This window comes from Rhizobacter sp. SG703, assembly GCF_012275445.1.
Classification (GTDB): Bacteria; Pseudomonadota; Gammaproteobacteria; order Burkholderiales; family Burkholderiaceae_C; genus Rhizobacter.
On sequence record NZ_JAAZQK010000006.1, the window covers coordinates 184,932 to 205,168 of the forward strand.

At 72.0% G+C, this 20,237-nt stretch carries 15 protein-coding genes; 6 read left to right on the forward strand and 9 right to left on the reverse strand.

The genetic code is table 11. From position 1 onward, the window contains the following. Positions 1-18: 18 nt before the first annotated feature. Genes FHT26_RS14145 through hemC form a run of 3 tightly spaced genes read right to left on the reverse strand, consistent with a single transcriptional unit; the run spans position 19 to position 2,871 of the window. Positions 19-1,155 (reverse strand): uroporphyrinogen-III C-methyltransferase, encoded by a 1,137-nt coding sequence (locus FHT26_RS14145; RefSeq protein WP_349238147.1) that lies wholly within the window; start codon positions 1,153-1,155, stop codon positions 19-21. Further along, positions 1,152-1,928, reverse strand: coding sequence for a uroporphyrinogen-III synthase (locus FHT26_RS14150; protein ID WP_349238148.1), 777 nt, complete (start codon positions 1,926-1,928; stop codon positions 1,152-1,154). The genes FHT26_RS14145 and FHT26_RS14150 overlap by 4 nt, the downstream gene beginning before the upstream one ends. Then, positions 1,918-2,871: a hydroxymethylbilane synthase gene (hemC, locus tag FHT26_RS14155; RefSeq protein WP_168560761.1), complete on the reverse strand. Its 954-nt coding sequence runs from the start codon at positions 2,869-2,871 to the stop codon at positions 1,918-1,920. Before hemC ends, FHT26_RS14150 begins: the two co-directional genes overlap by 11 nt. 117 nt (positions 2,872-2,988) lie before the next feature. Here hemC and ppc point away from each other — a divergent pair, with 117 nt between their 5' ends. Further along, on the forward strand, positions 2,989-5,862 hold the full coding sequence (gene ppc, locus FHT26_RS14160) for a phosphoenolpyruvate carboxylase (RefSeq protein WP_168560762.1): 2,874 nt from the start codon (positions 2,989-2,991) through the stop codon (positions 5,860-5,862). A 3-nt stretch (positions 5,863-5,865) separates the two neighbouring features. On the opposite strand, the gene FHT26_RS14165 is transcribed toward ppc, so the two are convergent. After that, entirely contained in the window at positions 5,866-6,780 is a 915-nt protein-coding gene (locus FHT26_RS14165) for a glutaminase (RefSeq protein WP_168561025.1), read from the reverse strand. 20 nt (positions 6,781-6,800) lie between these two features. Here FHT26_RS14165 and FHT26_RS14170 point away from each other — a divergent pair, with 20 nt between their 5' ends. Next, positions 6,801-8,102, forward strand: coding sequence for a glycerate kinase type-2 family protein (locus FHT26_RS14170; protein WP_168560763.1), 1,302 nt, complete (start codon positions 6,801-6,803; stop codon positions 8,100-8,102). Between the two features lie 42 nt (positions 8,103-8,144). On the opposite strand, the gene FHT26_RS14175 is transcribed toward FHT26_RS14170, so the two are convergent. The 5 genes from FHT26_RS14175 to xdhA form a co-directional block, all read right to left on the reverse strand. Then, the gene (locus FHT26_RS14175; protein ID WP_168560764.1) at positions 8,145-8,705 is read right to left on the reverse strand and encodes a ferritin-like domain-containing protein; all 561 of its coding nucleotides are present in this window, start codon (positions 8,703-8,705) and stop codon (positions 8,145-8,147) included. A gap of 130 nt (positions 8,706-8,835) precedes the next feature. After that, on the reverse strand, positions 8,836-9,624 hold the full coding sequence (gene xdhC / locus FHT26_RS14180) for a xanthine dehydrogenase accessory protein XdhC (protein WP_168560765.1): 789 nt from the start codon (positions 9,622-9,624) through the stop codon (positions 8,836-8,838). A gap of 79 nt (positions 9,625-9,703) precedes the next feature. Next, positions 9,704-10,969 (reverse strand): GNAT family N-acetyltransferase, encoded by a 1,266-nt coding sequence (locus FHT26_RS14185; RefSeq protein WP_168560766.1) that lies wholly within the window; start codon positions 10,967-10,969, stop codon positions 9,704-9,706. A gap of 209 nt (positions 10,970-11,178) precedes the next feature. After that, positions 11,179-13,557, reverse strand: coding sequence for a xanthine dehydrogenase molybdopterin binding subunit (xdhB, locus tag FHT26_RS14190; protein ID WP_168560767.1), 2,379 nt, complete (start codon positions 13,555-13,557; stop codon positions 11,179-11,181). Continuing rightward, positions 13,554-15,104, reverse strand: a complete 1,551-nt coding sequence (gene xdhA, locus FHT26_RS14195; protein ID WP_168560768.1) for a xanthine dehydrogenase small subunit — start codon at positions 15,102-15,104, stop codon at positions 13,554-13,556. The genes xdhB and xdhA overlap by 4 nt, the downstream gene beginning before the upstream one ends. 135 nt (positions 15,105-15,239) lie before the next feature. On the opposite strand from xdhA, the gene guaD reads away from it, so the two are divergent. Genes guaD through FHT26_RS14215 form a run of 4 tightly spaced genes read left to right on the forward strand, consistent with a single transcriptional unit; the run spans position 15,240 to position 20,217 of the window. Then, on the forward strand, positions 15,240-16,538 hold the full coding sequence (guaD, locus tag FHT26_RS14200; protein WP_168560769.1) for a guanine deaminase: 1,299 nt from the start codon (positions 15,240-15,242) through the stop codon (positions 16,536-16,538). Continuing rightward, positions 16,522-18,180, forward strand: coding sequence for an ABC transporter ATP-binding protein (locus FHT26_RS14205; RefSeq protein ID WP_168560770.1), 1,659 nt, complete (start codon positions 16,522-16,524; stop codon positions 18,178-18,180). Before guaD ends, FHT26_RS14205 begins: the two co-directional genes overlap by 17 nt. Next, complete coding sequence (locus tag FHT26_RS14210) at positions 18,167-19,297, forward strand: ABC transporter permease (protein WP_168560771.1); 1,131 nt, start codon at positions 18,167-18,169, stop codon at positions 19,295-19,297. The genes FHT26_RS14205 and FHT26_RS14210 overlap by 14 nt, the downstream gene beginning before the upstream one ends. After that, positions 19,297-20,217, forward strand: a complete 921-nt coding sequence (locus tag FHT26_RS14215) for an ABC transporter permease (RefSeq protein ID WP_168560772.1) — start codon at positions 19,297-19,299, stop codon at positions 20,215-20,217. The genes FHT26_RS14210 and FHT26_RS14215 overlap by 1 nt, the downstream gene beginning before the upstream one ends. Positions 20,218-20,237: the final 20 nt, after the last annotated feature.

A 20,237-nucleotide genomic window follows, 5' to 3' on the forward strand; every position in this document is an offset into this window, starting at 1 on the left:
GGCAGCCGGTCGCTCAGGTCAACGTCCGGCCGCCGCGGTGGCCAGCGCCGCGAGCGTGTCGTCGGGACGCGGCAGCACGACCTGGCGCGCGCCGCCCGCCACCTGCTTCACCAGCTCGATCGCCACCGTCGTGCGGCGCGAACTGCGGTCGAAGTAGCGCTCCAGCGCCTGCTGCGCGCTCTGCAGATCGGTCTGTGCCGCATCGAACTGGCGGCTCAGCACCGCCAGCCGCGCGTTCAGCAGCCGCAGCTTCAGGTTCTCGCGCAGGAAGAAGGCCTGCTCCGGCGCGAGCCACATCGCGTCCGGGTTGTCGACCCGGCTCACGCGCACCAGCGAACGGGTCTCGCCCCAGACGCGGTCGAACAGCGCGCCCAGGCGATCGGACAATTCGGCCAGCCCGCCGCCCACCGGCGTCGGCGCGCCCTGCGCGACCGGCGACGCGCTGCGCGCACTGGTGCGGGGTGCCGCAGCAGCCGGCTTCGGCGCTTCGCGCCGCGGTTCGGCCTGCGCCAGCAACGGCAATTCGTCGACCAGCCGCACCACCTCGTCGACCTTGATCGACAGCCCGCCGATGTCGGCCACGCCGACCGCCTTGACGCGGTCGATGTCGCGCGCAATCGCGCGGCGCACGCCGTCGAGCCGCGGCTGGCTGTAGCGGGCGAGACGCTCGTCGGCCTGCTTCAGCGCGGCCACCAGCGGTTCGGCGCTGCCGGTGATCGCCGCCTGCTGCTGCGCCACGCGCAGGCCGGCGTCGATGTCGACCAGCACGTTCTCGTCGCGCGAGCGCGACAGCGACTGGATCAGGTCCTCGAGCTGGCTGCGCTGGATCGCGACCTCGGCCAGCTTGGCCTCGAGCAGCGCGACCTTGGCCGCACTGTCGCGCGCGACCTCCTGGGCCTGGCGCGCCATCATCTGCGCTTCGCCGGACTGCCTGCCGCTGTCCTGCTGGCGGCGCACCAGTTCCTGCTCCAGCGTGCGCACGCGCTGCTGCGCCGACCACGCCTGCACCAGCGCGATGACGATCAGCAGCACCAGCAGCGCGAGCACCGCCGGCGCGAGCCACCCGGGCAGGCGGCGCATGGCCACGGCCGGGCCTGCGGGCGCGGTCGGCAGCGGTTCGCTGAGGGCGTTCGGGGAGGAGACGGGGTCGGTCACGATGCGATCGATTGTATGCAGGCCACCACTTCCGCGAGAGACGGCCGCGATTCGAGCACCTGCCCGAGGCCGAGCGTCCGCGCGCGCGCCGCGATCCGCGGGTGCGTGGCCAGCGCACGGCCGGCGGCCCAGCCGGCCGACGGCGCCAGGGCTTCCAGGTGGTCGACCGCCTCGGAGCTGCTGAAGAACCACAGGTGCCGCGCCGGCCGGTCGAGCGCGGCCTGCAGCAGCGCGCGGCCGGCGTCGTCAAGCCGCGGCGCGCTGCGGCCGTAGGCGCACACCAGAGATACGGCGGCGCCCTGCTCGCGCAGCCGGTCGGCGATCCAGTCGCGGCCGCTGGTGCCGCGCACCACCAGCACGCGGCGGCCCGACCAGTCCTGCGCGCGCAGTTGCGCCCACAGCGCCTCGGAGTCGAACTGCGGCGCATCGCCCCCCGGCGCCACCACCTGCGGCACGCCCAGCGCATGCAGCACGCGCGTCGTGCCCGGGCCCGGCGAGGCCGCCTGCAACCCATCCGGCCAGGCGCCGCCGGACGGGCGATGCGCGAAGAACTGCTCGGCCGCGTTCGGGCTCACGAACATCACGAGGCCGAAGCGGTCCAGCTCACGCCAGGCGGCGTGCAGCTCGGCGGGATCGTCGACCGGCCGGATGTCGATCAGCGGCAGCGCCTGCGCATCGAGCCCGGCCGCGCGCAGCCCGTCGACCCATTCGCGCGCCTGCGCCGCAGGCCGCGTGACCAGCACGCGCGGCGCGGCGTCGACGTCAACCGGCACCGAGGTAGGCATCGGCACCCGCGGCACGCAGTTGCGCCGCGGCAAGCTCGCCGAGCGCGCGCGCCGAGCGGTCGTCGGCCACCGTGGCGGCGGCCACCGTGTGCAGCAGCGGGCGAGCCGGATCGTCGACATGGCCGAGCGCGGCGCTGAGGCGCAGCTGCGCGCCGTCCCACACCGCGTGCGCCGCCAGCGGCATGCTGCAGCTGCCGCCCAGCGAGCGCGACACCGCGCGCTCCGCGTGCGCGCCCCACCACGTCGGCCGGTCGCTCAGTTGCGCCAGCGTGTCGCGCAGCGCCGGCTGGTCGCTGCGGATCTCGATGCCGAGCGCGCCCTGCCCGGCCGCCGGAATCATCTCGTCGACCGCGAACACCGAACGGATGCGCTGCGCGAGGCCCAGCCGCTTCAGCCCGGCCGCGGCCAGCACGATCGCGTCGTACTGGCCATCGTCGAGCTTGCGCAGCCGGGTGTCGAGGTTGCCGCGCAACGGCTCGATGCGCAGGTCGGGCCGGCTCGCGAGCAGTTGCGACACCCGCCGCAGGCTGGACGTGCCGACGCAGGCGCCCTGCGGCAGCTCGGCCAGCGTCGCGAAGCGGTTGGAGACGAAGGCATCGCGCGGGTCCTCGCGCTCCAGCACCGCGGCCAGCTCGAAGCCGTCCGGCAGGTCCATCGGCACGTCTTTCAGCGAATGCACCGCGAGGTGTGCACGGCCGTCTTCGAGCGCCGCTTCGAGTTCCTTGACGAACAGGCCCTTGCCACCGACCTTCGACAGCGTGCGGTCGAGGATCTGGTCGCCGCGGGTCGTCATGCCCAGCAGTTCGACGCGCAGCCCGAAGCGTTGTTGCAGCAGGTCGCGCACATGTTCGGCCTGCCAGAGGGCGAGGCGACTTTCGCGGGTGGCGATGACGAGGGGGTCGGGCAAGGCCGATGACTGCAGCGAAGACATCGGCAAATGCTATCAGGCCCGCCTCTTGCCTCGCGGTATGGCTGATCCCCGCGGCTGCGCTGATACCATCGCGGTTCGTAACCAAGTTACAGCCTCGACGAGGCCCTGAGGACAAAGATGCCACGCGCCACACCTGCCCCCAAGCCCGCCGTCCGCCAGCCCGCTTCCTCCACCGGAGCGCGCAAGCCCGCGTCGAAAGCGACGCCCAAGGTCACCGCCAGGAGCGCGGCCGAGGCTGCCGACAAGAACCGCCCGCTGGTCGACGACATCCGGCTGCTCGGCCGCATCCTCGGCGACGTGATCCGCGAGCAGGAAGGCCAGGGCGCGTTCGACCTGATCGAGCGCATCCGGCAACTGTCGGTGGCGTACCGGCTGAAGCGCGACGCGCAGGCCGGCAAGACCTTCGACCGGCTGCTGAAGAGCCTGAGCGGCGACCAGACGGTCAGCGTGATCCGCGCCTTCAGCTACTTCTCGCACCTGGCCAACATCGCCGAAGACCGCCACCACGTGCGCCGGCGCGAGCACCACGAGCGCCAGGGCCACCTGCAGGAAGGCTCGCTCGCGATGAGCTTCGAGCGGCTGGCCGAGGCCGACGTGCGGGCCGCCGACATCGCCGGCGTGCTGCAGCGCGCCTTCATCTCGCCGGTGCTGACGGCCCACCCGACCGAGGTGCAGCGCAAGAGCATCCTCGACGCCGAGCGCGCCATTGCCGAGCTGGTGGGGCAGCGCGACGAACTGCGCAGCGCGCGCGAGCTGGCCGACAATGAGGCGCTGCTGCGCGCCCGCGTCACGCAGCTGTGGCAGACGCGCATGCTGCGCTACACCAAGCTGACGGTGGCCGACGAGATCGAGAATGCGCTCAGCTACTACCAGGCGACCTTCCTGCGCCAGATCCCGAAGCTCTACCAGGAGATCGAGGAAGCGCTGCCCGGCCATCCGGTCGCGCCGTTCTTCCGCATGGGCAACTGGATCGGCGGCGACCGCGACGGCAACCCGAACGTCAGCGCCGAGACGCTGCAGATGGCGCTGCGCCGGCAGAGCGAGACGGTGCTGCGTTTCTACCTGACCGAGGTGCACGAGCTGGGGGCCGAGCTGTCGATCTCGGCCACGCTCGCACCGGTGACGCCCGCGATGCAGGCGCTGGCCGGGCGCTCGCCCGACCACAGCGCGCACCGCGAGGACGAGCCGTACCGCCGCGCGCTGATCGGCATGTATGCGCGGCTGGCCGCGACGCTGCAGGCCTTCACCGGCACCGAGGCGCTGCGCCATGCGGTGGCGCCGCAGGACCCGTACCGGCGCAGCGACGATTTCCTCGCCGACCTGCAGGTGATCGAGGCCTCGCTGCGCTCGCACCATGCCGACGCATTGATCGCGCCGCGGCTGCGCCCGCTGATGCGCGCGGTGCAGGTGTTCGGCTTCCACCTCGCCACCGTCGACCTGCGCCAGAGCTCGGACAAGCACGAGGCGGTGGTCGCCGAGCTGCTGAAGACCGCGAAGATCGAGGCCGACTACAGCGCACTGGACGAGCCGGCGCGCCGCACGCTGCTGGTGACGCTGCTGAACGATGCGCGCCCGCTGCGCGTGCATGGCGCGGCGTATTCGGAGCACAGCGTCGGCGAGCTGGCGATCTTCGAGGCGGCGCTGAAGATGCTCGACCGCTACGGCCGCGAGGCGCTGCGCCACTACATCATTTCGCACACCGAAGACGTCAGCGACCTGCTGGAGGTGTTGCTGCTGCAGAAGGAAACCGGGCTGATGACCGGTACGCTGGACGACGGCGCCGTCTGCCAGCTGATCGTCTCGCCGCTGTTCGAGACCATCGGCGACCTGCGCAACGCCGAGCCGATCATGCGCGACTACTACGCGCTGCCCGGCATCGCCGACCTGATCAAGCGGTCGGGCCGGGAGCAGGACGTGATGCTCGGCTACAGCGACAGCAACAAGGACGGCGGCTCGTTCACCAGCAACTGGGAGCTGTACCGCACCGAGATCGCGCTGGTGGCGTTGTTCGCATCGCTGGGCGAAGCGCACGGTATCACGCTGCGCCTGTTCCACGGCCGCGGCGGCACGGTGGGGCGTGGCGGCGGCCCGAGCTACCAGGCGATCCTGGCGCAACCGCCCGGCACGGTGAACGGCCAGATCCGGCTGACCGAGCAGGGCGAGGTGATCTCGTCGAAGTACGCGCACCCGGAGATCGGCCGGCGCAACCTCGAGACGCTGGTGGCCGCGACGCTCGAGGCCACGCTGCTGCACCCGACCAAGAGCGCACCGAAGAGCTTCCTGGACGCGGCCGCGGCGATCAGCGAGGCCAGCATGGCCGCCTACCGCAAGCTGGTCTACGAGACCCCGGGCTTCACCGACTACTTCTTCTCGGCCACGCCGATCCGCGAGATCGCCGAGCTGAACATCGGCTCGCGCCCCGCTTCGCGCAAGGCCACGCGGGCGATCGAGGACCTGCGCGCGATCCCGTGGAGCTTCAGCTGGGGCCAGTGCCGCGTCGCGCTGCCCGGCTGGTGCGGCTTCGGCTCGGCGATCGAGGCCTTCCTCGGCAAGGCGCCGAAAGAGCGCAAGGAGCGGCTGGTGCTGCTGCAGCGCATGCACAAGCAGTGGCCGTTCTTCCGCACGCTGCTGTCGAACCTGGACATGGTGCTGGCCAAGAGCGACCTGGGCATCGCCGAGCGCTATGTCGACCTGGTCGAGGACCGCAAGCTGGGCAAGAAGATCTTCGGGCTGATCCAGGCCGAATGGCAGCGCACCAGCGACGCGGTGTCGCTGATCACCGGCGAGAAGCAGCGGCTCGCGTCGAACCCGTCGCTCGCGCGCTCGATCGAGCACCGCTTCCCGTACCTCGACCCGCTGAACCACCTGCAGGTCGAGCTGATGCGGCGCTACCGCCAGCGCCGCGAAGGCGATCCGGCGAACGAGCGGGTGCAGCGCGGGATCCACATCTCGATCAACGGGGTGGCAGCGGGGTTGCGCAACACCGGGTGAGCGTCAGAACAGCGACTGCCCGATCAGCGACGTGAAGCGCTCCAGCGCGAAGCTGCCGGCGAGCGAATTGCCGGTGTGTTCCAGCCTCGGCGACCAGACGCACACGCCGAGCGTGCGCGGGATGTGCGCGACGATGCCGCCGCCGACGCCGCTCTTCGCCGGGATGCCGACGCGGTAGGCGAAATCGCCGGCCGCGTCGTAGGTGCCGCAGGTCAGCATCAGCGCCGACAGCCGCTTCGCCGAGCTCGCGTCCAGTACCTGCTCGCCACCGACCGGGCTCACGCCGCCGTTCGCGAGAAAGCCCACCGCCCGCGCCAGGTCGACGCAGTTCATGCGGATCGCGCAGTGCCGGCAGTAGGCCTCGATGACCGCGTCGACCGGGTTCTTCAGGTTGCCGAAGCTGTGCATGAAGTGCCCCATCGCGCGGTTGCGCGACCCGGTGGCCAGCTCCGACCTCGCGACCGCGTCGTCGTACTGCAGGCCGGCATTGCCCGACAGCCGCCGCAAGAACTCCACCAGCGCCATTTCGGGCTGCACGAAGCGCGTGCTGAGCACGTCGGTCACGACCAGCGCGCCGGCGTTCAGGAACGGGTTGCGCGGCTTGCCCTGCTCGGTCTCGAGCTGCACCAGCGAGTTGAACGCGGTGCCCGACGGCTCGCGGCCCACCCGCTCCCACAGCGCGTCGCCGACCAGCTGGAACGCGAGCGTCAGCGAGAACAGTTTCGAGACCGACTGGATGGAGAAATCCTCGCGCGCATCGCCGACGGTGTAGAGCCGGCCGTCGAGCATGCTGACCGCCATGCCGAAGCGCTGCAGCGGCACCTTGGCCAGTTCGGGGATGTAACTCGCGACGCGGCCCTGCCCGAGCAGCGGCTGCGCTTCGTCGTGGATGCGGTCGAGCACCGCCTGCATGTCGATGGCCATCCGATAATTGGGCCATGACTGCACCCTCGCCGCACACCGATCCCCGCGGATTTCTTCGCGCGCTGTACGACGCCGCGGTCGCGCGGGCCTTGCCGGCGCGGACGATGGCGGCCTTCCTGCCGCCGCCGCCGCGTGGGCGCACGCTGGTGCTCGGCGCCGGCAAGGCAGGCGGCGCGATGGCGGCCGCGCTCGACGCGCTGTGGCCGGCCGGTGCGCCGCTGTCGGGGCTGGTGGTCACCCGCTACGACCACGTGCCGCCCGGCTACCGCGCGAAACCGGGCCGCATCGAGGTCGTCGAGGCGGCGCATCCGGTGCCCGATGCGGCCGGCCAGCAGGCCGCACGGCGCATCGCCGCGCTGACCCAGGGTCTGACGGCCGACGACCTGGTGCTGTGCGTGGTGTCCGGCGGCGGCTCGGCGCTGCTGGCGCTGCCGGCCGACGGCGTCACGCTGGACGAGAAGCAGGCGATCAACAAGGCGCTGCTGAAGAGCGGCGCGGCGATCGACGAGATGAACTGCGTGCGCAAGCACCTGTCGGCGATCAAGGGCGGCCGGCTCGCGGCGATGTGCGCGCCGGCCCGGGTGCTGTCGCTGCTGATCTCCGACGTGCCGGGCGATTCGCCCGAGGTGATCGCGAGCGGCCCGACCGTGCCCGACGCAACCACCTGCGCCGATGCGCTGGCCGTCCTCGCGCGCTACCGCATCGAGGTGTCGGCGGCGGTGCGCGCCGGGCTGGAAAGCGGTGCGTTCGAGACGCCGAAGCCGGGCGATGCGCGCTTCGCCGGGCACGAGGTCCGGATGATCGCGACGCCACAGCAGTCGCTGGAGGCCGCCGCCGCGCTCGCCCGGTCCGCGGGCCTCGAGGCGCACATCCTCGGCGACGAGATCGAAGGCGAATCGCGCGAGGTCGGCAAGGTGCATGCGGCGCTCGCGCGGCAGGTCGCGCGGCGCGGGCAGCCGTTCGCGACGCCGTGCGTGATCCTGTCGGGCGGCGAGACGACCGTGACGGTCGCGGCCAAGGGCGGCCGCGGCGGACGGGCCACCGAATTCCTGCTGGGTTGCGCGATCGCGTTGCAGCGAGAACCGGGCGTGTTCGTGCTGGCGGCCGACACCGATGGCATCGACGGCGTCGAGGACAACGCCGGCGCGATCGTCACGCCCGACACGCTGGCGCGCGCGATCGCGCAGGGCCTGAGCGCCCGGGATTGCCTGGACCGCAACGACGCCTACAACTTCTTCGCGCCGCTCGGCGACCTGGTGGTGCCGGGGCCGACGTTCACCAACGTCAACGACTTCCGGGCGATGCTGGTGACATGACAGGATGCGGGCCGGCTTGGGCGGCCCAGCGCTCGGCCCGCCTCACTGCTCGAGCAGGTCCTTCATCTCGTCGGCGTGTTCCTCTTCGTCGCTGAGGATGCCCTCCAGCATGCGGCGCGTCGTCGGGTCCTTGTCGCCGATCAGCGCGATCATCTGGCGGTAGGCCTCGACCGCGACGCGTTCGGCCACCAGGTTGGCGCGGATCATCGCCTTCAGGTCCGACGAATCGTCGTACTGCGCATGGCTGCGGTCGAGCAGCGTGTTCGGCGCGAAGTCCGGTTCGCCGCCGAGCTGCACGATGCGCTCGGCGATCAGGTCGCCATGCGCCGCCTCTTCGTTCGCATGCACCATGAACTCGGCCGCGATCGCCGGCGACGACAGGCCGTGCGCGGTGAAGTGGTGGCGCTTGTAGCGCAGCACGCAGACCAGCTCGGTGGCCAACGCGTCGTTCAGCAGCTTCACGATGTCGTCGCGCCACGGCCCGTAGCTCGGCGTCACGGCGCCGTCCTCGGCGCGCGTGCGGGCGGCTTCCAGCGCCGTTTCGTCCAGGCGCAGCGACTTGCCGTCGCGCGCGTTCTTGTCGTTGTCGACTTTCTGAAGCATGGCCATCTCCGTTCGGGGTCAGGTGGGGATGCCTTCACTGTAGGAAGCATCGACCCCGGCCGACATCGGAAGGCAGCGGCCCCGGCTGTAGGACTCTGCGCCGCGTGCCCGCGTGGGGGTCGTGCCGGCGTCAGCGCTGCAGCAGCTGCGCCACCACCGCCACCGCGATCACCTGCGGCTCCTTGCCGGCGATGCCGGGCACGCCGATCGGGCAGGTCAGCCGCGCCAGCGCCTCGGGCGGCACGCCGCGTTCCTCGAGGCGATGCACGAAGCGCGCGCGCTTGGTACGGCTGCCGATCAGGCCGAGGAACGCGAAATCGCCGCGGCGCAGGATGGCCTCGGTGATGCGCAGGTCGAGGTCGTGGCTGTGGGTCAGCACCAGGTAGTGCGCGCCGGCCGGCGCCTGCGCGACCTCGGCCTCCACCGGCTCGACGCACACCCGCTCGATGTGCGCCGGCAGCGCCTGCGCCGGGAATTCGCTTTCGCGTTCGTCGACCCATTGCACGCGGCAGTCGATGCCGGACAGCAGCGCGACGATCGCCCGGCCGACGTGACCGGCGCCGTACAGCTGCAGGAAGAAGCGCGGCTCGCGCGCGGGCCAGGCCGCGAGGACCGCGTCGCCGAGGCGCTGCGTGCGCAGCGTCAGGCTCCCGCCGCAGCATTGCCCGAGCGACGGGCCGAGCGCGTAGGGGATGTCATGCGAAGCCGTGTCGCCGGCATCCAGCCACTGCCGCGCCTGCGCGATCGCCGTCAACTCCAGGTGGCCGCCGCCGATGGTGCCGAGCACCGCGTCGCGCGTCACCAGCATGTGGGTGCCGGACTCGCGCGGCACCGAGCCGCGGTGCGCCAGCACCTGCACGTCCATCGCCGGCACGCCGGCGTCGAGCAGAGCACGCGCGGTGTCGCGCAGCGCGGTCATCGGCAACGGCCCTGTGCGAGCAAGGCTTCGACTGGCTCAGCGCGAACGGGCGTTTGCTCAGCGCGAACGGGCTGCGACTTCAGCCCGCCAGCACCGGCAGCGAGGTGTTGACCACCGTGCCCACCAGCTCGTAAACCGCCTCGTGCGTCAGCACGCCGGCCAGCACCAGCTTGGGCCGGCGCAGCAGCGGCTTGACCCGCGCGAGCAGCCCGCGCCAGCCGCGGTGCAGCCCGACGCGCAGCCGGTTGCGCAACGTGTCGCGCAGGATCAGCAGCGAGGTCTCCTCGCGCACCTCGGTCGCGAACTGGCGCTTGTACTCCGACACGCCGATGCCGAAGTTCAGCGTCTGCGGCCGCCGGTGCGCGATCAGGTCCTCGATCAGCCGGTACAGCAGCACGGTGCCGGGACTGAACTTCGACAGCTCGGCGTCGTGGCCGATGTCGGCGTAATGGAACACCCCGCGGCCCTGGTAGCCCAGCACGAAGGCGAGCGCCCGGCCGCCGCTGCGCAGCACGTAGCTGCGCAGCAGCCCGCGGCGCGCCAGGTCGGCCAGCCGCACGGCGATGTCGTCGCGCTCGATGCCCAGCGGGCCGATCGCCTGGTGCTGCCAGGTGCGCTTCGCGATGTGCTGCGCCTGCCGCACGAACTCGGCGACCTGCTCCTCGGCATCGACCCGCACCAGCTCCAACCCCGGCATCTGCTCTTCGAGCACCCGCACCTGGCGGCGCAGGTTGTAGCGTTTCTTGCTGCCGAAGCGCGCCAGGTAGGCGTCGAAGCTGTCGGGCAGCGCGATCGTGTACAGCGGGCGCCTGCCATGCTCGCTGTACAGCAGCGAGCCGCCGCGCTGGCGCAGTTGCGCCTCCCAGCCGGCCCAGGCGCTGCAGCCGGCGGGGATGCCCTTCAGGAACAGCGCGTCCAGGTCGGGGCGCTCGCGCCACAGCCGTTCGACCACGTCGGCCAGCGCCTGCGGCCGGCCGGCCACCAGCGGCGCCCCGCCCAGCAGGTGCGCGGCGCGCAGCTTCAGCGACGCGAAGGTCCAGCGGCCGAGCGAGAACGCGAGCGGGTAGCGCTGCACGTCCATCGGCACCACGCCGACCTCGGCGCCATCGGCCGCCGGCAGCACGCCCAGCAGCAGGTCGTCGGCCGGGCGCGTCGCGACCAGGTGGTTCCACCACTCCGGCGACTGGTAGATGCGGTAGACATGCCCGCTGTCGCTGAGCAGGCCGTCCCAGCCCTGCATCAGCTGGCGGTCGGTGGCGGCGGCCCGCGAGAACACCACCGGCGAAGCGGGCAGCGTGGCAACGGGGGCGAAGGCTGAAGCGGAAGCTGACGAAGGGGCGCTCATGAAGACGGCTGGAGCTCGCGGAGGATCGACCGGACAACGGCGCCCGGTGCGGGCGCCTGCGAATCGACCTGAAGGATATCGACGGCAGCGCCGCAGCCGTCTCCCTCGCCCCGGGGGTTCGTGCGTGAATACCGCACGAACCGGGGCCCTCTTGCGCTGTTTCACCGGCCACGTTGCGTTCGCTTGCGTCCGCTTGCATTCGGTCGCTGTCAGACGGCTGCGCGCACCGCACCGATCGCGTCGAGGATCGCTTCCGGCGTCGCCGGCGCGCGCAGCGGCGGGTCGACCCGGTGCCCGCCGACCGCCGACACCGCATCGCGGATCGCGAAGAACACCGAGAACGGCAGCAGCAGCGGCGGCTCGCCGACCGCCTTGCTGCGGTGGATGCTGTCCTCGACGTTCTCCGCGTCGAAGAGCCGCACGTTGAAGACCGCCGGGCAGTCGTTCGCGGTCGGGATCTTGTAGGTGCTCGGCGCATGCGTCGCGAGTGCGCCGGTCTGCGGGTGCCACACCAGCTCTTCGCTGGTCAGCCAGCCCATGCCCTGGATGAACGCGCCCTCGACCTGGCCGATGTCGACCGCCGGGTTCAGCGAGCGGCCGGCGTCGTGCAGCAGGTCGGCGCGCAGCAGCTTCCATTCGCCGGTCAGCGTGTCCACCACCACCTCGCTGACCGCGGCGCCGTACGCGAAGTAGAAGAACGGCCGGCCGGTCAGCGTCGCGGCATCCCAGTGCAGGCCGGGCGTCGCGTAGAAGCCGTCGGACCACAGCTGCACGCGCGCCAGGTAGGCCTGCATCACCAGTTCGGCGAAGCCGATGCGCCCGGCCGGGCCGGTCACCTCGTCGTTCGCGAAGCGCAGCTCGCCGGCGCGGCAGGCCAGCCGCTGCGCCGCCACGTCGGCCAGCCGCTCGCGGATCTGCCGCGCGGCGTCCTGCGCCGCCTTGCCGTTCAGGTCGCTGCCGGTCGACGCGGCGGTGGCCGAGGTGTTGACGACCTTGTGCGTGTCGGTCGCGCTGACGCGCACCCGCTCGAAGCCGACACCCAGCTCGTGCGCCACCACCTGGGCCACCTTGGTGTTCAGCCCCTGGCCCATCTCGGTGCCGCCGTGGTTCACCAGGATCGAGCCGTCGGCGTACACGTGCACCAGCGCGCCGGCCTGGTTCAGGTGCTTCACGTTGAACGAGATGCCGAACTTGACCGGCGTGAACGCGATGCCGCGCTGCAGCACCGGGTTCACGCGGTTGAAGGCGGCCACCGCATCGCGGCGCGCACGGTAGTCGCTGTCGGCTTCCAGCTGCGCGCACAGCTCGTGCAGGATGTTGTCGTCGACCGACTGGCCGTAGGGCGTGGTCCGCTGGGTGTCGGTGCCGTAGAAGTTGGCGCGCCGCACGTCCAGCGCGTCCTTGCCGAGCGCGCGCGCGACGCTGTCGAGGATGTTCTCGATCGCGATCGCGCCCTGCGGCCCGCCGAAGCCGCGGAATGCGGTGTTGCTCTGCGTGTTGGTCTTGCCGCAATAGCCGTGCACCGCGACATCGGGCAGCCAGTAGGCGTTGTCGAAGTGGCACAGCGCGCGCGTCATCACCGGGCCCGACAGGTCGGCCGAATGGCCGGCGCGCGACACCATCGTGACCTCGCTGCCGAGGAGGCGGCCGTCGTCGTCGTAGCCGGCCTCGTACTCGATCCAGAAGCAGTGGCGCCGGCCGGTGATCAGGAAATCGTCGTCGCGGTCGACGCGCAGCTTCACCGGCCGGCGCAGCTTCTGCGCCGCCACCGCGGCCACGCAGGCGAACAGCGCCGACTGCGATTCCTTGCCGCCGAAGCCGCCGCCCATGCGCCGGCATTCGACCTGCACATGGTGCGCGCTCAGCCGCAGCGCCTGCGCCACCAGGTGCTGCATCTCGCTCGGGTGCTGCGTCGAGCAGTGCAGCAGCAGCCCGCGGTCCTCCTTCGGGATCGCGTAGCTGATCTGGCCTTCGAGGTAGAACTGCTCCTGGCCGCCGACCTCCAGCGTGCCGCGCAGGCGGTGCGGCGCCGCATCGATCGCAGCCCGCGCGCCGCCGTCGCGGGTGCTGCGCACCAGGTGCATCGGCGGCAGCACGTAGGCGCCGGCCGCGTGCGCCGCCTGCGGCGTCAGGATCGGCGGCAGCGGCTCGACCTGCAGCACCGCCTTCGCGCGGGCCGCGGCGCGGCGCGCCGCGTCGCGCGTCAGCGCGATCACCGCGAACACCGGCTGGCCGACGTAGCGCAGTTCGCCGTCGGCCAGGATCGGGTCGTCGTGCAGGATCGGCCCGCAGTCGTTCGCGCCGGGGATGTCGGCCGCGGTCAGCACCGCGACGACGCCGGGCTGCGCGCGCAACGCCGCGAGGTCGATGCCCAGCAGGCGCCCATGCGCCACCGGCGACAGCCCGAGCGCCGCATGCAGCGTGCCGGCGAGCTCCGGCAGGTCGTCGATGTAGGCCGCTTCGCCGGCGACGTGCAGGTGCGCCGATTCGTGCGGCCGGCTGATGCCGACGCGCGCGCCCTCGCGCAGCGCGATCGCTTCGGCCTCGGGACCGGCCGCCTGCAGGAACGGATCGAGGGGCTTGTTCATGCAGTGATGCTCCAGGCCCGCGTCGCCTCGGCCGGCAGCGGGTCGGCCGCGCGCGTCTCCAGCCAGAAACGCCGCAGCAGGTTCTGCGCGACCTGCAGCCGGTACGCCGCGCTCGCGCGCATGTCGGTCAGCGGCGTGAAGTCGTTCGCCAGCGCCGCCTGCGCGGCCTGCAGCGCCTGCTCGTCCCAGGCCCGGCCCTGCAGCGCCGCCTCGGCCTGCACGGCGCGCTTGACGATCGCCGCCATGCCGCCGAACGCCAGCCGCACCTGCGCGACCGTGCCGTCGGCCGCCAGTCCGATCGACAGCCCGGCGCACACCGCCGAGATGTCGCAGTCGTAGCGCTTGCTGATCTTGTAGGCGCGGATCTGCCGCTGCGCCGCCGCCAGCGGCACGATGATCTCCTGCACGAACTCGCCAGGCTGCAGCTGGTTCTTCATGTAGTCGACGTAGAACGCGGCGAGCGGCACGCGCCGCGCCTTCGCGCCGCGGCGCAGCACCAGCTCGGCGTCGAGCGCCAGCAGCACCGGCGCCGAGTCGCCGATCGGCGAGCCGTTGGCCACGTTGCCGCCCATCGTGCCGGCATGCCGGATCGGCGGCGACGCGAAGCGCAACCACACCTCGGTCAGCGCCGGCATGCGCCGGGCCAGCGCCGACCAGGCGTCTTCGAGCGATGCGCCGGCGCCGATGTGCAGGTGGCCGTCGCGTTCGTCGATGCGCTTCAGCTCGGCCACGTCGCCCAGGTAGATGATCTCGCCGAGGTCGCGGAACTGCTTGTTGACCCACAGCCCGACGTCGGTCGCACCGGCCAGCAGCGTCGCCTTCGGGCGCTGCTCGCGCAGCGTCGCCAGCGCCTCCAGCGCGCGCGGCGCGAACCAGTCGTCGACGCGCGGGCCGCCATCGCGCTGCCGGTTGAAGCCGGCGTAGTGCAGGCCGGCGTGGTTGAGCCCGTCCTTGCCGCTGGCCAGCGCCTGCAGCGCGGCGACCGCCGGCGCGGTGTCGAGCGCGACCGGCGGCAGCTGGAACATGCGCTCGCCGGCGTCGAGGATCGGCCGGTAGCCGGTGCAGCGGCACAGGTTGCCCGACAACGCGTCGGCCAGCTGCTGGCGCGTCGGCACCTGGCCGCAGGCGCGGTGGCCTTCGTAGCCCGCCCACAGCGACATCACGAAGCCCGGCGTGCAGAAGCCGCATTGCGAGCCGTGGCACTCGACCATCGCCTGCTGCACCGGGTGCAGCGCGCCGCCGGCCTGGTCCTTCAGGTCTTCGACCGTGAACAGCGCCTTGCCGGCCAGCGTCGGCAGGAACTGGAGGCAGGCGTTGACGGTGCGCAACGCGAGGCCGCCGACGCGCTGCGACGGCGGGGTTTGCTCATTCGCGAGTTCGCCCACCACCACCGTGCAGGCCCCGCAGTCGCCCTCGTTGCAGCCCTCCTTGGTGCCTGTGCAGCGCGCGTCCTCGCGCAGCCAGTCGAGCACCGAGCGGGTCGGATGGACGCCGCCGACCTCGACGACCTGGCCGCGGTGGAAGAAGCGGATGGCTTGAGTGGTCATGGCACACCGGGAGTTGCAGCACAAGCATAGGACAGACCGGGCCAGGGTAAACCTTGCCCGCGGTCGGGATACGATGGCGCCCGACCCCCGTGGCATTGCAATTCGTGGGCCCAGCCGCAGCCCGAGGACCACCGAATGACACCCCGCCGCATCGCGCTGCGTGCCGACCTGCTCGACTTCACCGCCGCACCCGACTGGGGCGACACCGGGTCGCCGGCGGTGCGCTTCCGCCCGGACCACTGGCTGCTGGTCGAAGACGGCCGCATCGCCGGCGCGCAGCCCGACACGCCGGACGCCGGCTGGCAGCGCCACGACCACCGCGGCCGGCTGCTGATGCCGGGCTTCATCGACACCCATGTGCACAGCCCGCAGCTCGACGTGATCGCGAGCTACGGCACCGCGCTGCTCGACTGGCTCGACACCTACACCTTCCCGGCCGAACGCCGCTATGCCGACGAGTCCGAGGCCGAGCGCGGCGCGGCGCGCTTCCTCGACGCGCTGCTGGCGCACGGCACCACCAGCGCGGTGGTGTTCCCGACGGTGCACCGGGTCAGCGCCGACCGGCTGCTGGCCGGTGCACAGGCGCGCGGCATGCGGCTGATCGCCGGCAAGGTGCTGATGGACCGCCATGCGCCGGACGGGCTGCGCGACGACGTCGAGCAGGCCGAGCGCGACTGCGTCGAGTTGATCGAGCGCTGGCACGGCCGCGACCGGCTGGCCTATGCGGTGACGGTGCGCTTCGCGCCGACCAGCACGCCGGCCCAGCTCGCGATGGCCGGCCGGCTGTGCGCCGCGTACCCCGGCGTCTACATGCAGACGCACGTGGCCGAGAACCGCGACGAGGTGCTGTGGGTCGCCGAGCTGTTCCCCGAGGCGCGCAGCTACCTCGACGTCTACGCCCGCGCCGGGCTGCTGAACGCACGCAGCGTGCTGGCTCACGGCATCTGGCTGGACGACGCCGACCGCGCGGCCATCCACGCGGCCGGGGCGCAGATCGCGCACAGCCCGTCGTCGAACCTGTTCCTCGGCAGCGGGCTGTTCGGCTGGCGCGCGGCCGAAGCCGCCGGCTGCGCGGTGAGCCTGGCGACCGATGTCGGCGGCGGCACCAGCCTGTGCCTGCTGCGCGCCGCGAGCGACGCCTACCGGGTGCAGGCGATGGCCGGCGAGCGGCTGACGGCCTGGAAGGCCTTGCATGCGGCGACGCGGGGCGCGGCCCACGCGCTCGGGCTGGCCGACGAGATCGGCTCGCTGGAGGCGGGGCGGGTCGCCGACCTGTGCCTCTGGGACTGGGCCGCCGGGCCGGTGGCCGAGCGCCGGATGGAGGTGGCGCGAGGCTTGCATGAGAAGGTGTTTGCGTGGATGACGCTGGCGGACGAGCGGAATCTGGTGGCAACGTGGGTCAACGGTGTGGAGCGCTATGGGCAAACAGTCTGACCAAGCAGCACAAGCAGAGCGCAGTGCCCAGCAAGCAACGCCCCGGGATCCGGCTTTGCTGGGCCCAGGGGTGGCGCCCCTCGGGGGCAGGAGCGAAGCGACTGGGGGGCTCCGTCTGGAACTCACCGACATCAGCAAGCAATACCCCGCCGTCAAGGCGAACGACCGGGTCAACCTGCGCGTCAAGCCCGGCGAGATCCATGCCGTGCTCGGCGAGAACGGCGCCGGCAAGTCGACGATGATGAAGATGATCTACGGCGCGGTCCGTCCCGATGCCGGCGTGATCCGCTGGAACGGCCAGCCGGTCGAGGTCCGCAACCCGCAGGAGGCGCGGGCGCTGGGCATCAGCATGGTGTTCCAGCACTTCAGCCTGTTCGACACGCTGACCGCGGCCGAGAACGTCTGGCTCGGCCTCGACAAGTCGCTGTCGCTCGCCGCGGTGACGCAGCGCATCGCCGAGGTCGCCCGCGTCTACGGCCTCGACGTCGACCCGCTGCGCCCGGTGCACACGCTGTCGGTCGGCGAGCGCCAGCGCGTCGAGATCGTGCGCGCGCTGATGACGAACCCACGGCTGCTGATCCTCGACGAGCCGACCTCGGTGCTGACGCCGCAGGCGGTCGAGACGCTCTTCATCACGCTGCGCCAGCTCGCCGCCGAGGGCTGCAGCATCCTCTACATCAGCCACAAGCTCGACGAGATCCGCGCGCTGTGCCACCACTGCACCGTGCTGCGCGGCGGCCGCGTCACCGGCGAGGTCGACCCGACGCAGCAGACCAATGCCAGCCTGTCGCGCCTGATGATCGGTGCCGAGCCGCCGCAGCTGCAGCACGTGCAGGCGCGGCTCGGCGACGTCGCGCTGTCGGTGCGCGAGCTGGCGCTGCCCCGGCGCGACCAGTTCGGCGTCGACCTGCAGGGCATCAGCTTCGACGTGCGCTGCGGCGAGATCGTCGGCATCGCCGGCGTCTCCGGCAACGGCCAGCAGGAGCTGATGGCCGCGCTGTCCGGCGAAGACCCGCGGGCCGCGCCCGACAGCATCGTGCTGTTCGACCGGCCGGTGGGCCGCCAGTCGCCGCGCCGGCGCCGCGCGCAGGGGCTGAACTTCGTGCCCGAGGAGCGGCTCGGCCGCGGCGCGGTGCCGTCGCTGTCGCTCGCGCAGAACACGCTGCTGACGCGCACCGCCGCGGTCACCGCGCAGGGCTGGATCCGCAGCACCGAGGTCGCCGCGCTCGCGAACCGGCTGATCCAGCGCTTCAACGTGAAGGCCGGCGGCCCCGACGCGCCGGCCAAGAGCCTGTCGGGCGGCAACCTGCAGAAGTTCATCGTCGGCCGCGAGATCGATGCGGCGCCGCGGCTGCTGATCGTCTCGCAGCCGACCTGGGGCGTCGACGTCGGCGCGGCCGCGCAGATCCGCGCCGAGCTGCTGAAGCTGCGCGACGACGGCGGCGCGGTGCTGGTGGTCAGCGAAGAGCTCGACGAGCTGTTCGAGATCTGCGACCGGCTGGTCGTGATCGCGCAGGGCCGGGTGTCGCCGTCGATCGCGACCGCGCAGGCCACCGCCCCGCAGATCGGCGAATGGATGAGCGGGCTGTGGAGCCCGCGCGGCGCCGCGTTCCACCCGGAGGCGACGCATGCTGAAACTTGAGCCGCGCCCGGCGCCGAGCCGGGTCATGTCGATCGCCTCGCCGCTGCTGGCGCTGGCGATCACGGTGCTGATCGGCGTCGTGCTGTTCCTGCTGCTCGGCAAGGACCCGCTGCGCGGGCTGCAGGTGTTCTTCGTCGAGCCGCTGAAGAGCGCGCAGGCGCTGTCGGAGCTGGCGGTGAAGGCGGTGCCGCTGCTGCTGATCGCGCTCGGCCTGGCGGTGTGCTTCCGCTCCAACGTCTGGAACATCGGCGCCGAAGGGCAGTTCGTGCTCGGCGCGATCGCGGCCGGCGGCGTCGCGATGCTGGCCGAGCCCGCGGGATCCGGCATCGGTCGCTGGATCGTCGTGCCGATCCTGCTGGCCGGCGTGCTCGGCGGCATGGCCTGGGCCGCGATCGTCGCGCTGCTGCGCGACCGCTTCAACGCCAACGAGATCCTGGTCAGCCTGATGCTCGTCTACGTGGCCGACCAGGTGCTCGGCTACCTGGTCTACGGCCCGTGGAAGGACCCCGACGGCTACAACTTCCCGCAGACCATCACCTTCCTCGCGTCGACGAAGATCCCGCGCCTGTTCGACGGCCTGCGCGTCAACATCGGCCTGCCGATCGCGCTGCTGGCGGTGGCCGGGTTCTGGGCCTTCCTGTTCCGCACCTATGCCGGCTTCCAGCTGCAGGTCGGCGGGCTCGCGCCGGCGGCGGCGCGCTATGCCGGCTTCTCGTCGCGGCGCGCGCTGTGGACGGCGCTGCTGCTGTCGGGCGGCATGGCCGGACTGGCCGGCGGGCTGGAAGCCGCCGGCCCGCTCGGCCAGCTGACGCCGCACGTGCCGGCGGGCTACGGCTTCGCGGCCATCATCGTCGCGTTCGTCGGCCGGCTGCACCCGGTGGGCATCGTGTTCTCGGCGATCCTGATGAGCATGTTCTACATCGGCGGCGAGCTGGCGCAGTCGCGCCTCGGGCTGCCCAAATCGCTGACCGGCGTGTTCCAGGGGCTGCTGCTGTTCACGCTGCTCGCCTGCGACACGCTGATCCACTACCGCCTGCGCTGGAAGCCGGCGCACGTGCCGGCCGAAGCGCCGCCCGCCGGCACCAACCAGCCGGCCGCGGCCGAAGGACAAGCCTGATGGACGCCATCGCCCTGCTGATCGCCGCGACGCTGAGTTCCGGCACCGTGCTCGCGCTGGCCGCGCTCGGGCTGCTGATCAACGAACGCGCCGGCATCGTCAACCTCGGTGCCGAAGGGATGATGCTGATCGCCGCGATCGCCGGCTTCGCGACCGCGGTGCACACCGGCAGCGACTGGCTGGCGTTCGCCGCCGGCGCCGGCGCCGGCGCGCTGCTGGCCGCGACCTTCGGCGTGCTGGTGATCTGGCTCAACACCAACCAGTACGCGACCGGGCTGGCGCTCAGCCTGTTCGGCAGCGGCTTCTCGGCCTTCGTCGGCATCAACTACGTGCAGGCGAAGCTGAGCGAGCGGCCGCACTTCCAGCTGCCGTGGCTGGCCGACATCCCGCTGCTCGGCCCGGCGCTGTTCCGCCAGCACCCGATGGTGTATGCGGCCATCGCGCTGACCGCCGGCCTCGCGTGGTTCCTGTACCGCTCGCGCGCCGGACTGGTGCTGCGCGCGGTCGGCGAATCGCCCGAATCGGCGCATGCGCTCGGCTACCCGGTGCGCCGCATCCGCCTCGCCGCGGTGCTGGCCGGCGGTGCGCTGTGCGGGCTGTCGGGCGCGTACATCTCGGTGGTCTACACGCCGCTGTGGGTCGAAGGGATGATCGCCGGCAAGGGCTGGATCGCGCTGGCGCTGACCACCTTCGCGACCTGGCGACCGGCACGCGTCTTGCTCGGCGCCTACCTGTTCGGCGGCGTCACGATGCTGCAGTTCTACCTGCAGGGCGAAGGCGTGCAGGTGTCGGCGCAGTTGCTGACGATGCTGCCCTACCTGTCGACCATCGTCGTGCTGGTGCTGATCTCGCGCAATGCCGGCTGGATCCGCGTCAACATGCCGGCGTCGCTCGGCAAGCCCTTCTTCCCCGGCAGCTAGCTGATAAATTCCCGCGTTCC